Here is a 13941-nt window from a genome sequence, read left to right as displayed (position 1 = left end):
CCGCTCGCGGCGCCCGGGTACGACGAAGGCCCGCCCCGACCGGAGTCGGGACGGGCCTTCGTGACGGGATTACTCCGCGGCGGTCTCTTCGGCGGCCTCGGACTGCTCGGCAGCAGCCTCGGCGTCGGCCTCGGCGATCTCGTCCTCGGCGGCGATGGTCGCGGCCGGGACCGAGATGGCGACGATCAGCAGCTCGGCGTCCGCGACCAGGACGGAGCCCTTCGGCAGCTTCAGGTCGCCGGCGGTCACGTGCGCACCGTCCTCGAGACCCTCCACGTCGACCTCGATGTGCTCGGGGATGTGGGTGGCCTCGGCCTGGATGGTGACCGTGGCGTTGTCGAGGTTGGCGATGGTGCCCGCGAACGGCTCGCCCACGACGACGATCGGCACCTCGATCTCGACCTTCTCGCCCTTCTTCACGACGAGGAGGTCGATGTGCTCGACGATCTGGTGCACCGGGTCCTTCTGGACGTCCTTCACCAGCGTCAGCTGCGACTTGCCGTCGAGGTCGAGCTCGAGCACCGCGTTGGCGCGGCGGATGAGCAGCGACACCTGGTGGCCCGGGAGTGCGACGTGCACGGGGTCGGTGCCGTGGCCGTAGATGACGGCGGGGATCTTGCCGGCGGCACGGAGGCGGCGGGCGTAGCCCTTGCCGAAGTTCTCGCGGAACTCGGCCAGGACCTTGTTGTCGGTCTCAGTCGACATGGGTTCTCCTTGCGGGGCGCGCGGCCCCTTCTCTGCGAGCGGCGCTCGGCCGTTCGTACTGGCCTGCACAGGGCGGGCCCGGGTATGTGGGCGGCAGGATCTGCCTGTCATTCGACTCGAACGCGCGCGCGTGAGGAAAGCCACAGGGGCCGGCTTCACCGCGTCGATCACGGATGCCGCATCCCGCCGCGGACGGCAGGCACGAGGCATCCCTCGCCGAAGTTCGACACGAGTCTACCAGCGCCCCCGCTACGATGAAGACGCCCCTGCTTCCCCGCCCACGGAGGACCCCATGGAATACGGCTTCTGGTCTCACGCCCTGCTCTGGATCATCGGCGCGATGGCCCTGGTCGGCACCGTCGGCACCGTCCTCGCGTTCTGGGGCCTCGGCCGCTCGGGCTACCGCAAGGACTGATAGCGGTCCAGCGCCGCCCTCGCCGCGTCGACGACCGCGGTCAGCGGCGGATCTCCCGCGACGGCGACACCGGGCTCGTCCGCCTCAAGGTGCTCCAGCGTCTCCAGCTGCGAGGTCAGCAGCGACGACGGCATGAAATGCTCGCGCGCGGCCATGCGTCGCGCGAGCTCCGCCTGCGGCACGAGCAGCTCCACGAACACGGCGTCCGGCGCGCCGTCGAGGATGCGGTCGCGATACCGCCGCGCAAGGGCCGAGCACGCGATGACCGCTCCCCCGGTCGCCTCGCGCAGCGTCGTCGCCACGACGTCGAGCCACGGCATCCGGTCGTCGTCGTCCAGTGGCGTACCGGCGGCCATCTTGGCGACGTTGGCCGCCGGGTGCAGGTCGTCGGCGTCGACGAACGGCAGGGCCAGCGCACCGGCCAGCTGCGCGCCGAGGGCCGACTTGCCGGAGCCGCTCGGTCCCATCACGACGATTCGGGATGCCGTCATCACGCGCCCACGCTATCGGACCGATCCGCGCGCACGAGCCCGGACTAGGCTCGACTCGTCAGCCCGAGCGCGCGCTGCTCACGACCCCCCTGGCGGCGACGTGAGCGCCCGGCCCCTCTCGTGTAACACGGACAGGCCAGACTCTAGGCTGGATCACGGAATGACGACAGGAGCTCGAGTGTCCGAGAACGCAGCGAACATCGGCGTGGTGGGTCTTGCGGTGATGGGGTCGAACCTCGCCCGCAACCTGGCCTCGCGTGAGGGCAACACGGTCGCGGTGTACAACCGCAGCCGCGCCAAGACCGACGAACTGGTCGCCGAGCACCCCGAGGCGGGCTTCGTCCCGGCGTTCTCGTACGAGGAGTTCGCCGCGTCGCTGCAGAAGCCGCGCACCGCGATCATCATGGTCAAGGCCGGCGGTCCCACCGACGCGGTCATCGATTCGCTGCTGGAGGTCTTCGAGCCCGGCGACATCATCGTCGACGGCGGCAACGCGCTGTTCACCGACACGATCCGTCGCGAGAAGGCCGTCCGCGAGACCGGCGTCAACTTCGTCGGCATGGGCGTCTCCGGCGGCGAGGAGGGCGCGCTGCTCGGCCCGTCGCTCATGCCCGGCGGCTCCGACGAATCGTGGATCACGCTCGGCCCGATCCTCCGCTCGATCGCCGCGATCGCCGAGGGCGAGCCGTGCGTCACGCACGTCGGCCACGACGGCGCCGGCCACTTCGTGAAGATGGTGCACAACGGCATCGAGTACGCCGACATGCAGCTCATCGCCGAGGCCTACGACCTCATCCGCCGCGGCACCGGCAAGTCCCCCGCCGAGATCGCCGAGGTCTTCGCCGAATGGAACCGCGGCGAGCTCGAGTCCTACCTCATCGAGATCACCGCCGAGGTGCTGCGCCAGGTCGACGCCGAGACCGGCAAGCCGCTCGTGGACGTGATCCTCGACCAGGCGGGCGCCAAGGGCACCGGCGCCTGGACGGTGCAGACCGCGCTGTCGCTGGGCGTACCGGTGTCGGGCATCGCCGAGGCGACGTTCGCCCGCTCGCTGTCGAGCCACCCCGAGCAGCGTGAGATCTCCCGCGATCTCCCGGGCCCGAACGAAGGCTTCACCGCCGACGACGCCGAAGCGTTCATCGAGCAGGTGCGCCTCGCGCTGTACGCGTCGAAGATCGTCGCGTACTCGCAGGGCTTCGACGAGATCCGCGCCGGCGCCGCCGAGTACGGCTGGAACATCGACCTCGGCAAGATCGCGTCGATCTGGCGCGGCGGCTGCATCATCCGCGCCCGCTTCCTCAACCGCATCACCGACGCCTACGTCGAGACCCCCGACCTGCCCGTGCTGCTCACGGCGCCGTTCTTCGTCGACGTGTTCACGCGCGCGCAGGACGCCTGGCGCGAGGTCGTCGCGACCTCGGCGAAGGTCGGCATCCCCGCCCCCGCGTTCTCGTCGTCGCTGGCGTACTACGACGGCCTGCGCGCCGAGCGTCTGCCGGCAGCGCTCATCCAGGGGCAGCGCGACTTCTTCGGTGCACACACCTACAAGCGCGTCGACAAGGCGGGCACCTTCCACACGCTGTGGTCGGGCGACCGCACCGAGATCGAGGCCGAAGACACGCACTGACACGCGGTCACGCAGGACGGGGCGCGGTTGCGCGCCTGCGTCTGCGTCACACGCCAGAGGGCGGGCTCCCCACCGGGGCCCGCCCTCCGTCGTTGTTCCGGCGGGTCAGGGCTGCACGTTGTGGTTGCGGCAGAAGATGTTGCCGGGGTCCCACTGGCGCTTGACGGCGGCCAGGCGCGCCATCGTCGCGGGTGGATACATGCGCGCGGCGACGCTCGGATCGGCCGACGCGATGAAGTTGCCGTAGACGCCGGAGCCCTTCGCCTCGATGTCGGCCCAGGCCTGCACGGCGGCCGCGCGCGCGTCGTCGTCCAGCATGCCGGGCACATCGAACGCTCCGGCCATCGCGAACCACGTCGCGTCGCGCGCGGGGAACGGCGTGGCGTCCTGCGCGACGTCGCCGAAGGCGCCGCCGAGCGAGCGCAGCAGCACGACCGAGGCGGGGTTCTGCGTGCGGAAGGCGACGAGGCGCTCGATGGCGTCGTCGTCGAGCGCCGGCAACAGCGTGTTGCCGCCCACGAAGCCGGGCATCGGATGCTCGGGGTCGAACTCGGGGGCCTCCATCAGCACGTCGGGGTAGTCCTGCGGGCCGAACTCGCGCTCGCTGACGCCGGGCGCCGCGGCCAGGGCCGCAAGCGCGGCGCGGGCCGCCGTCTCGTCGTCGCCCGCCCAGACCGCCGTGATCGACGCACCGGCCGGCGCGCTCGGATCCATCGGCGGCACGTCCATGTACGTCACCGTGAGCTCGCGCGGGGCAGCGGCGAGCACGTCGCGCAGGACGCGCAGGGTCGGCCCGGCGTCGCCCTCGATGCCGTAGACGCCCACGACCACGCCCGGGAGGTGGTGCGCCTCGAAGTCGAAGCGCGTCACGACTCCGAAGTTGCCGCCGCCGCCGCGCAGCGCCCACATCAGCTCGGGGTGCGACGTGTCGGAGACCTCGACGACCTCGCCGTTCGCGGTGACCAGCTCCGCGCCGACGAGCTGGTCGGACGCGAGACCCCACGCGCGCACCATCCAGCCGATGCCGCCGCCGAGCGTCAGGCCGCCCACGCCGACCGATGCGGTGTCGCCCGAGCTCAGACCGAGGCCGTGCGCGGCCAGCGTGTGCGCCACGGCACCCCACTGCGCACCGCCGCCGACCCGGACGCGAGTGCCGTCGACGGCGATGTCGTCGAGCGCGGAGATGTCGAGGGTGAGGCCACCGGGGACGCCGCCCCACGCGCTGTGACCGCCGCCGCGGATCATGACCTCGAGCCGCTCAGCGGCGGCGTAGCGCAGTGCGCCGCGCACGTCGTCGACGGACATGGCGCGGATGATGGCGGCGGGCTCCCCGATGCCGGAGTGGAACCTGCGGGCGGACTCCCAGTCGGAATCGCCCGGACGGATGACGGCAGTGCTGACGTTCAGATCGTCGATGCTCATGGGGGCCAGGCTAGGACCGGGGGCCGACATCGCTCCACCCTGTTCGCTGAGCGCGAGTCGGGGAATGCGGACCCGCCGCGGTGTCCGCCGAGGCCGCTAGGCTCACGACCGTGACGAGCATCCTCTACATCGGCGGAACCGGAACCATCAGCGCGGCCTGCGTACGCCGCTCCGTGGCCCTCGGGCACGAGGTCACCGTCCTCAACCGCGGCAGCGCGCGGCGGGCCCTCCCGCCGGAGGTGCGGGTCGTGCAGGCCGACATCCGCGACGCGGCGTCCGTGCGGTCCGCGCTCGGCGACGCGCGGTTCGACGTCGTGGCCGAGTTCCTGGCGTTCACGCCCGAGCACATCGCCACCGACCTCGACCTGTTCGAGGGCCGCACGGGCCAGTACGTGTTCATCAGCTCGGCGTCGGCGTACGAGAAGCCGCCGCGCCGCCTGCCGGTGACGGAGTCCACACCGCTGCGCAACCCGTTCTGGCAGTACTCGCGCGACAAGATCGCGTGCGAGGACGTGCTCGTCGGTGCGCATCGCGAACGCGGGCTGCCCGTCACGATCATCCGCCCGTCGCACACGTACGACGAGCAGATGCTGCCGACGCTCGGCCACTGGACCGACATCGCCCGCATGCGCGCGGGCCGCCCCGTCATCGTGCACGGCGACGGCACGAGCCTGTGGACCATCACGCACGCCGACGACTTCGCCGTCGCGTTCACGGGGCTGCTCGGCAACCCCGCCGCGATCGGCGAGGCCTTCACGATCACCGGCACGCACGCGCCGACCTGGAATCAGATCTACGGGTGGCTGGCCGACGCGGCCGGTGTGGCATCCCCGGATCTCGTCCATGTCGCCTCCGACACGATCGCGGCGTTCGAGCCGGAGCTCGGCCCCACGCTCATCGGCGACAAGGCGCACTCGGTGGTGTTCGACGTGTCGAAGGTGCAGCAGCTGGTGCCCGAGTTCCGCACCACGATCACGTTCGACGAGGGCGCGTGCCGCATCCTGGCGTACTACGACGCGCACCCCGAGGCGCAGCAGATCGACGAAGGCCGCGACGCGCTCTTCGATCGCATCGCGGCCTTCGTCCGCTCGGCCGGCTGAAGCCTGCGGGCCGGCCTCAGCGCGTGATGTCGCGCACGGTGCCCTTGTCGAGCCGCAGCCGGCGACGGGCCCGGCGCGCGACCGCAGAGTCGTGCGTCACGACGATGAGCGTGAGCCCTTCGTCGTTGAGCTTCTGCAGCACCGAGAGGATCTCGTCGCGCATGCTCTCGTCGAGGTTGCCGGTGGGCTCGTCGGCCAGCAGCACACGCGGGCGCTTGACGATCGCGCGGGCGATCGCGACGCGCTGCTGCTGACCGCCCGACAGCTCGCCCGGACGGTGATCGCCACGCTCGGCGAGGCCGACGTGCGCGAGCGCCTCGGTGACGCGGGCGGTGCGCTCGTCCTTCGCCAGCCCGAGCGGCTCGAGCGCCATGTCGACGTTCTCGTGCGCGGTGAGCGTGGGGATGAGATTGAACCCCTGGAAGACGAACCCGATCTCGTGTGCGCGGATGCGGCCGAGCTTGCGGTTGTTCGCCGTCGCGATGTCGAGGTCGCCCAGGTGCACGGCGCCCGTCGTCGGCCGGTCGAGCGCGCCCAGCAACTGCAGCAGGGTGGACTTGCCGCCACCCGTGGGGCCCTGGATGGTGACGAAGTCACCGGCTTCGATCTCGAGGTCGACCCCGGCGAGCGCCTCCACGACGCGGCCCTTCTGGGTGTAGGTGCGGGTGACGCCTTCGAGCCGGTAGATGGCCTCGGGGGCGGCATCCGCAGCCGCGGCGGGCTCGGTGTCGGTCATGGTCATGACGTTCTCTCCTGATTCGGACGGGATGGATGCCGCGTCGCGGCGGGTCGTGTCGGTCATGGCTCAGCCGACCGATCGAAGGGCTTCGGCCGGGCTGAGCCGTGCGGCACGCCAGCCGCCGAACGCGCCGGCGACGAGTCCGCCGAGGACCGCGATGCCGACCGCAGCGACGATGACCCAGGTGGTGACGGGTGCGCTCAGGGTGATGGAGGTGGTCGCCTGCTGCACGGCGCCGGCGAGTCCGCCGCCTCCGAAGCCGCCTCCGCCGGGGCCGCCCTGACCGCCGGAGCCGAACGAGTCGGGCGAGGACGTGGTCGAGATGGTCGGCGAGATGAGGTTGATCGCGATGATGCCCGCGAACCCGATGGCCAGGCCGATGATGCCGCCGATGAGGCCCTGGACCACCGACTCCCCCGCGACCTGCCCCACGACGCGGCCGTTCGACCAGCCGATCGCCTTGAGCGTGCCGAACTCCCGCGTGCGGCGCGAGACGCCCGAGATCGTGAACAGCACGGCGAGGACGAGTGCCACAGCGAGCACGATCAGCGACAGCCACGTGCCGAGGTTGGTGATGAGCGACGTGGCGCTGGAGAGGGAGCTCGACACCGTCGAGGCGAGGTCGTCCTGAGAACTGACGGTGGCGTCAGGGAGCGCCGCCTCGAGCGAGGTCTGCACCGAGCTGATCTGGTCGGAGGACGCGGCCTGCACGTAGACGGTCGAGATCACGTCGCCGGCTCCCGACAGCTCCTGCGCGACGTCCAGCGGGATGTAGACGTTCGATGCGGTGTCTGCCGAGTCGGAGGTGGAGGTGACGATGCCGACGATCTCGAAGTCGGTCCCGCCCACGTTGATCGTGTCGCCGACGCCCAGCTCGGAGGTGGTCGCATAGGTCGAGTCGAGCACGGCGACGTAGGCGCCCTCGTCGGAGGACTCCAGGCCGCGTCCGTCGGAGAGTTCGACGGCCGACAGCGGGCCGACAGCGTCTGCGGTCGGATCGATGCCCAGGACGGTGAACGAGTCGACGTCGAACGAGCCGCCGCCGAAGCCGCCGCCGCCTTCGCCCTGCTGCGGCGGAGCCTGCTGGGTGTCGGTCGACCCGTCGCCCGAGTCGGTGGGCCGCTGCGGCAGCTCGCCGTTGAAGGTCGTGTTGGTGAGGCTGAGCGCAGCGGATGCCCCCTCGACACCGTCGACAGCGGTCACGGTGTCGAGCGTCGACGCGTCGAGCGTGCCCCGCATGAAGTCGGTCATCAGCCGCGACTGGCTGAGCTCGGTGGTGCCGTCGTCGCCGGTGGTGCCGCCGTCCTCGCCGAAGTCGAAGCGCTGCCCGCCGCCCTGCCCGGGCTCGGCCTGCGCGCCCGTGACGGTCAGGTCTGTGCCGACGCCGTACACGGACTGCAGCGCCTGTGCCTGGGCGGCGCTGACCCCTGCGGCGAGGGAGTTGACGATCATCACGAGGGCGATCGCGATCGCGAGGCCGGCCGCCACGATGATCGTCTGCTTCTTGCGGCCGGCTAGCTCGCGCCGCAGATAGGTCATGTACATGCTGTCTTCGGGTCTCCATCTCGGCGGGCAGGATGCCGGCCGTCGACAGGACGCTACGGACGGCGCTCATGCGCACCGCCAGCACGAGCTATGAGGAACTTATGGATGGCGGCGTCCCCCCTTCCCTGCGTCGCTGCGATTTCACAGCGGGCACATAGCCCGCTCCATAGCAACCGCATAGGAAGGTGTTCACAATGGACGCATGACCAACCCCGCTCCCGCCCTGCTGCGTCCCGACGGCTCGAACCTCCGCGTGCTGGTGGTGGACGACGAGCAGATGCTCACCGACCTGCTGTCGATGGCGCTGCGCATGGAGGGGTGGGACGTGCGCACCGCCGGCTCGGGCTTCGAGGCGCTGCAGACCGCACGCGACTTCGAGCCCGACGCGATGGTGCTCGACATCATGATGCCCGACCTCGACGGCATGGCCGTGCTGCAGCGGCTGCGTCAGTCGGGCGATGACGTGCCCGTCCTGTTCCTGACCGCGAAGGATGCCGTCACCGACCGCGTCGCCGGCCTCACCGCGGGCGGCGACGACTACGTGACGAAGCCGTTCAGCCTCGAAGAGGTCGTGGCGCGGCTGCGCGGGCTCATGCGCCGCGCCGGCACGGCGCACGCCACGGGGGCGGAGCCGATCCTGCGCGTCGCCGACCTCAGCCTCAACGAGGACAGTCACGAGGTGGAGCGGGCGGGGACCGAGATCGAGCTGACCGCGACCGAGTTCGAGCTGCTGCGCTACCTCATGCGCAACCAGCGCCGCGTCGTGTCGAAGGCGCAGATCCTCGACCGCGTGTGGAACTACGACTTCGGCGGCCGCTCCAGCGTCGTCGAGCTCTACATCTCCTACCTCCGCAAGAAGATCGACGCGGGGCACGAGCCCCTCATCCACACCGTGCGCGGCGTCGGGTACATGATCAAGGCGCCGCAGTGACCGACGCCCCCACCCCGACGACTCGACCGGAGGACGTGGATGCCGCCACCGCCGCAACGCCGGCGGTGGCGGCATCCACTCCCCCGGTGACCGGTGCGACGAGCACGAAGCCCGCGAAGAAGACGCGCGCGCGCCGACCGTGGACGCTGCAGCGCAAGCTCATCGCGACCGTCGTGTCGATCACGTCGTTCATCATCGTGCTGGTCGCCGTGGCGACCAGCGCGATCCTCGCGCAGGTGCTGGAGGGTCAGCTCAACGACAACGTCGAGTCCGCCGCGCGCCGTGCCGCGGTCATGCTCAGCTCCCCCGCCGTCAGCGGCCAGACGGCCGAGGAGGTGCTGACCAGCCAGCCTCAGCTGCCGGGCTACTTCCTGGCACTCGACGTGCCGCCTGACGAGCCCAACGCCGCCGTCATGACCTCTGACGGGGTGGTCGCCCTCGACGATGCGCAGATGAAGCAGATCAGCAGCAGCCTGCGCGGGCAGCGCGGCCAGCTGGTCGTCACGATCGACGACCTCGGGAGCTATCGCGTCGAAGCGCTGTCGTCGAACGGCGCCGTGGTCGCGCTCGTCGGGCTGTCGCGCGACGACGTCGCCGCGACGATGACGCGCATGCTCATCACGATCGCGCTGCTCACCGTGGGCGGCCTCATCCTGCTCGCCGTCGCCACCGCGTGGACCATCCGCCGCGGGCTGGCCCCGCTGCGCGACGTCGCCGACACGGCCGACCGGGTGTCGAACCTCAAGCTCGATCAGGGCGACGTCTCGATCACCGAGCGCGTCCCCGATCCCCAGGCGGACCCGCGCACGGAGGTGGGCCGGGTGGGCGCGGCGCTCAACAGCCTGCTCGACCACGTCGACGAGTCGCTCACGGCCCGCCAGCGCAACGAGGAGCGCATGCGCGCCTTCGTCGCCGACGCCAGCCACGAGCTGCGCACGCCGCTCGCCTCGATCCGCGGGTACTCGGAGCTGTCACTCAAGGCACTCGGCCGCGACCACGCCGCCGCGACGATCGAAACGACCGAGTCGTCGCTCGAGCGCATCCAGGCCCAGTCGCTGCGGATGACCTCGCTCGTCGAGGACCTGCTGCTGCTCGCGCGCCTCGACGAGGGACAGGAGCTCGTCTACGGCAGCGTCGACCTCACGCGGCTCGCGATCGACGCCGTCGGCGACGTCCAGACGACCGGTCCCGACCACGAATGGGTGCTCGAGCTCGGCGACGAGCCGGTCACGATCGCCGGCGACGCCGGGCGCATGCAGCAGGTCGCCACCAACCTGCTCGCCAACGCCCGCACCCACACCCCGGCGGGGACGACCGTCACCGTGAGCGTGCTCCGCGACGGCGGCGACGCCGTGCTGCGGGTGCACGACGACGGTCCGGGTGTGGACCCTGCGATCACGGACGAGCTGTTCGAGCGCTTCTCTCGCGCCGATCGCTCCCGGGCCCGGCAGACCGGCGGCACCGGCCTCGGGCTCTCGATCGCCCGTGCCATCGTCGAGGCGCACGGCGGCAGCATCCGCGTCCGCAGCGTTCCCGGAGACACGACCTTCGAGGTGCGGGTGCCGGCGCGACCGGCGGACTGATGCAGCGGGCCGGCACCGACCGCCGGCCGGGCGTTTCGTCTCGCTCGTGCCTCGCTCGCTCGACGACCGGAGACCGGTGTCACCCGCGGACGGACTCCCGAGACCGGCGCCGACCGACGGCCAGGCGTTTCGTCTCGCTCGTGCCTCGCTCGCTCAACGACCGCGCCCGGTGTCACCGGCGAACATGAGTCTCGGTCGCTGAGCGAGCGCCAGCGAGACGAAGCGTGGCGCCGGCACCGACCGACGGCCAGGCGTTTCGTCTCGCTCGTGCCTCGCACGCTCGACGACCGCGCCCGGTGTCACCGGCGAACATGAGTCTCGGTCGCTGAGCGAGCGCCAGCGAGACGAAGCGTGGCGCCGGCACCTCGACCGACGGCTCAGTAGCCGCTGAAGGCGTCGGTGGTGATCGAGCGCGCGCGCTCCAGAGCGGGGGCGAGATCGGCGATGAGGGCCGCAGGGCCCGAGATGTACGCGTGCCGCGAGCCGAGGTCGGGCACGACGCGCGTCAGGCCGTCGGCATCCAGCCGCACACCCTGCGCCCACTCCCAGTGCGCCGGGAGGTCCGCCGGGCGGTCACGTGTGAAGACCACCACGCGGGCGCCGGAGGCGGCGATCTCATCGCGATAGGCGAGCTCCGACGAGTCCGATGCGACGTACACGAGCACGATGTCGCGCTCGTTCCCCGCCGCCGAAGCCTGTCGCAGCTGTGACACGAACGGCGTGACGCCGATACCGGCGGCGACCATGAGGATCGGCGCGGCGTCGCGCTTGGGCAGCAGGAAGTCGCCCCACACGCCGGTGATGGCCAGCGCATCGCCGGGCTTCACCTGCGCGAGCGCCTGCTTGTACGAGCTCAGCGTCTTCGCGGTCTTGCCCTCTTTGAACGCGACCTTGAGGAACGGCAGATCGGCGGGCGCCGACGCGATGCTGAACTCGCGCCGCGTGCCGCGGGCGTCGGGGTGACGGTGCGGCACCTCCAGCTCGAGGTACTGACCGGGCAGGAACGCGAGCCGGTCGTGCACGCGGAACGTGAGCTCCTGCACGGTGGGCGTCGGCTCCGTGCGCGACACCAGTGTGAGGCGCACGGCGGTGCGCACCGCGAAGGCGAACGCCACCAGGTTGCCGACCAGCAGCGCACGCTCCTGACCGAGGGTGATGTCGCCGATCGCGAGGGGCCAGCCGCACAGCACGCCCACGACCGCCGCGACAGTGAACTGCTGCCAGCGGCGCGGCGGCAGCGTCAGCGGCTCGGACAGCATGAAGGCGCCGAGGAACAGGAACGGCGACGACCACAGCACCGGCCACAGGATGTCGAGGGTGCCGATCTCGACGCCCGCGGCCTGGTACATCGCCGCGGTGCGGATCACGCCGACCGCCACCGCGATCACGAGGAACACCGAGATGACGCGCACCTTCTCGGTGCGCACCAGCACGGCGAGCCCCAACAGGATCACCGGCGCGGCGAGCGCCGGCGTGCCCACCCACCACGACGAGGCGCCGAGGTCCGGCCACGCCAGGCTCAGCAGCGTGAGCACCGTGGCGCCGACGGCGGCGGGGTTGAAGATGTGGCGTCCGCGCCAGGCCAGCACGTACTTCGAGAGCGACGCGACGGCCGCGGCGATCACGATGCCGACCAGGCCCATGAGCTCGAGGGTCGGCCGCAGCACGAACAGCAGGATGTGCGCGGTGATGAGCGACGACTCGAGGCGCCACGGGAGGTTCAGGACGCGCTGGGCGGCGGCATCCACTCCCACGCACACGGCCGACAGCACGAGGAGCGTGACGACCAGCTGCCACGGGTCGGGGCCCACCAGGCCGAAGAACGACAGCAGGAACGCCACGATGGCGAGCGCTGCCAGCGCGAAGTACACGAGCCGGTACATCGACAGGCGGCCGAGCACCGCGAAGACCCGAGCGAACAGTGCGGTCAGATTGCCCATCACCGTTCCACGCTATCTGCTCCGAGGAACAGGTCGGCGCGGCAGCCGGGCGACCACTCGACGGCGCCGTCGGTCGTCATGCGCACCCACTCGGCGCCCCACTCGTGCGCGAGACGCGGGCCGCCGTCGAAGAACAGCGCGGTCGCGACGGCGTCGGCGGTCATCGCGTCAGCGGCCACCGTCCACGTCGCGGCGTAGGTGCGGACCGGTCGGCCCGTGCGCGCGTCGAGCACATGATGCAGCGTCGTGCCGGTCGCTGACGGCCAGGAGCGCCGGTTGACGGCGGAGGCGCACAGCGCGGCATCCCCCACCTCCCACACGCCGATCGCGCGGCGCGGGTCGAACGGATGCTCCAGGCCGATGCGCTGCGGGCGCCCCCGCACCGCGAGGTCGCCGCCGGCGTCGACGACGACGTCGCCTGGGCTCGCCGTCGCGACGACCGCGAGGACGAGGTCGACGAGGCGCCCCTTGCCGAGGGCGCCGACGTCGATCGTCCCGGGTCCCGACAGCGAGAGCGCGCCGCCATGCCACGTCAGCCGGTCGCGCCAGTCGGCCGGCGCGGGCCGAGCGCCGTGGTCCTGCAACGAGTACGCCGCGTCGTAGCCGAGCGCGTTGAGGGATGCCCCCACCAGCGGGTTCACGGCGCCCGCGGTCGCTGCATCCAGCGCCGCGAAGGCGTCGAGCATCGCGGCGGCGTCGGCCGGCGCAGGGACGGAGCCGCCGGCGCCGGCCAGCGCGGTCACGACGGAGTCGAGACGGAATCGCGACCACTCGCGGTCGAAGCCGTCCACGACCGCGCGCACCGCGTCGCGCGCCTCGGCCGTGAGCGGCCCGTCGGTGACGACCTCCCATGCCGTGCCGATGGCCTCGAAGCGCCACGAGGCCGCAGCGGTCATCGTCAGGCCGCAGCCTCGGACTTGATCGTCTCGATCGCGTCGTTGAAACCGCCGCTCGTGAGCGACGAGCCGGCGACACGGCTGACCTGGACGTCGTCGATGTCCTGCCCGACCACCACGGCCGCGATGCCGCCGATGAACTTGCTCTGGTACTCCTCCGACTCCCGCTTCTGCGGGTTGCCGGTGACCTCGACGTCGGTGATGACGTCGTCCTGCAGCGTGACGGTGACCGAGATGGTCTCGACGGACTCGGGCGTCGCGTACGTGCCCTCCGCCGTGTAGGTGCCGTCGGTGTACGCCCCACCGCTCGTCGAGCCGGCGTCCGACGAGGTGTCGTCCGACGAGGTCTCGTCCGAGTTCTCGCTCGACGACGTGGAGCCCGTCGACGGTTCCTCGGCCTCAGAGGCGGTCGGCGCGCAGCCGGCCAGCAGGGCGATGCCGGCTGCCGCGGTGAAGGCGGCGCCGAGTCGGACGGGACGTGGAGCGAGTGCGGTGCGGATCATGACGGTCCTCCTGGCTCGTAGGCTGCGGGGCGGATATGTATGCG

The 13941-nt window shown here is 71.4% G+C and carries 13 protein-coding genes; 5 read left to right on the top strand and 8 right to left on the bottom strand.

Features of this window, described 5'->3' with window-relative positions; all coding sequences use genetic code 11:
* Positions 1-69: 69 nt before the first annotated feature.
* The gene (locus tag ACFWJ8_RS07935; RefSeq protein WP_378810397.1) at positions 70-705 is read right to left on the bottom strand and encodes a 50S ribosomal protein L25/general stress protein Ctc; all 636 of its coding nucleotides are present in this window, start codon (positions 703-705) and stop codon (positions 70-72) included.
* A gap of 292 nt (positions 706-997) precedes the next feature.
* On the opposite strand from ACFWJ8_RS07935, the gene ACFWJ8_RS07930 reads away from it, so the two are divergent.
* Positions 998-1120, top strand: a complete 123-nt coding sequence (locus ACFWJ8_RS07930; protein WP_378810395.1) for a hypothetical protein — start codon at positions 998-1000, stop codon at positions 1118-1120.
* On the opposite strand, the gene ACFWJ8_RS07925 is transcribed toward ACFWJ8_RS07930, so the two are convergent.
* The gene (locus ACFWJ8_RS07925; protein WP_378810394.1) at positions 1105-1611 is read right to left on the bottom strand and encodes a gluconokinase; all 507 of its coding nucleotides are present in this window, start codon (positions 1609-1611) and stop codon (positions 1105-1107) included. The genes ACFWJ8_RS07930 and ACFWJ8_RS07925 overlap by 16 nt on opposite strands.
* A 178-nt stretch (positions 1612-1789) precedes the next feature.
* Here ACFWJ8_RS07925 and gndA point away from each other — a divergent pair, with 178 nt between their 5' ends.
* A complete protein-coding gene (gndA, locus tag ACFWJ8_RS07920) occupies positions 1790-3238 on the top strand; it encodes an NADP-dependent phosphogluconate dehydrogenase (protein ID WP_378810392.1) in 1449 nt (482 codons plus the stop codon).
* A 105-nt stretch (positions 3239-3343) separates the two neighbouring features.
* Here gndA and ACFWJ8_RS07915 read toward each other — a convergent pair whose 3' ends face one another.
* Positions 3344-4660 carry an FAD-binding oxidoreductase gene (locus ACFWJ8_RS07915; RefSeq protein WP_378810390.1) on the bottom strand — a complete coding sequence of 439 codons (1317 nt, stop codon included), beginning with the start codon at positions 4658-4660 and terminating at the stop codon, positions 3344-3346.
* Between the two features lie 110 nt (positions 4661-4770).
* Between ACFWJ8_RS07915 and ACFWJ8_RS07910 the strand changes: the two genes are divergently transcribed.
* The gene (locus ACFWJ8_RS07910) at positions 4771-5760 is read left to right on the top strand and encodes an SDR family oxidoreductase (RefSeq protein ID WP_378810388.1); all 990 of its coding nucleotides are present in this window, start codon (positions 4771-4773) and stop codon (positions 5758-5760) included.
* A 16-nt stretch (positions 5761-5776) separates the two neighbouring features.
* Here ACFWJ8_RS07910 and ACFWJ8_RS07905 read toward each other — a convergent pair whose 3' ends face one another.
* Together ACFWJ8_RS07905 and ACFWJ8_RS07900 are read right to left on the bottom strand one after the other, a co-directional pair.
* Positions 5777-6502, bottom strand: a complete 726-nt coding sequence (locus ACFWJ8_RS07905; protein ID WP_378810598.1) for an ABC transporter ATP-binding protein — start codon at positions 6500-6502, stop codon at positions 5777-5779.
* Positions 6503-6565: 63 nt separating this feature from the next.
* Positions 6566-8044: an ABC transporter permease gene (locus ACFWJ8_RS07900; protein ID WP_378810387.1), complete on the bottom strand. Its 1479-nt coding sequence runs from the start codon at positions 8042-8044 to the stop codon at positions 6566-6568.
* A 202-nt stretch (positions 8045-8246) separates the two neighbouring features.
* On the opposite strand from ACFWJ8_RS07900, the gene ACFWJ8_RS07895 reads away from it, so the two are divergent.
* Both ACFWJ8_RS07895 and ACFWJ8_RS07890 read left to right on the top strand, forming a co-directional pair.
* Positions 8247-8975, top strand: a complete 729-nt coding sequence (locus ACFWJ8_RS07895; protein ID WP_378810385.1) for a response regulator transcription factor — start codon at positions 8247-8249, stop codon at positions 8973-8975.
* Entirely contained in the window at positions 8972-10558 is a 1587-nt protein-coding gene (locus ACFWJ8_RS07890; RefSeq protein WP_378810384.1) for a sensor histidine kinase, read from the top strand. The genes ACFWJ8_RS07895 and ACFWJ8_RS07890 overlap by 4 nt, the downstream gene beginning before the upstream one ends.
* A 377-nt stretch (positions 10559-10935) precedes the next feature.
* Here the strand turns inward: ACFWJ8_RS07890 and ACFWJ8_RS07885 are convergent, their stop codons facing one another.
* From ACFWJ8_RS07885 to ACFWJ8_RS07875, 3 genes are read right to left on the bottom strand one after another with little or no spacing between them, the layout of a single operon-like run.
* Entirely contained in the window at positions 10936-12498 is a 1563-nt protein-coding gene (locus ACFWJ8_RS07885; protein ID WP_378810596.1) for an FAD-dependent oxidoreductase, read from the bottom strand.
* Positions 12498-13394 carry an FAD:protein FMN transferase gene (locus ACFWJ8_RS07880; protein WP_378810382.1) on the bottom strand — a complete coding sequence of 299 codons (897 nt, stop codon included), beginning with the start codon at positions 13392-13394 and terminating at the stop codon, positions 12498-12500. Before ACFWJ8_RS07880 ends, ACFWJ8_RS07885 begins: the two co-directional genes overlap by 1 nt.
* Positions 13395-13396: 2 nt before the next feature.
* Entirely contained in the window at positions 13397-13897 is a 501-nt protein-coding gene (locus ACFWJ8_RS07875; protein WP_378810381.1) for an FMN-binding protein, read from the bottom strand.
* Between the last annotated feature and the right edge of the window lie 44 nt (positions 13898-13941).

Source organism: Microbacterium sp. NPDC058389, from assembly GCF_042722305.1.
Classification (GTDB): Bacteria; Actinomycetota; Actinomycetes; order Actinomycetales; family Microbacteriaceae; genus Microbacterium.
The sequence above is the reverse complement of the archived record's forward strand: the minus strand, read 5'-3'. Positions and strand labels throughout refer to the sequence as shown.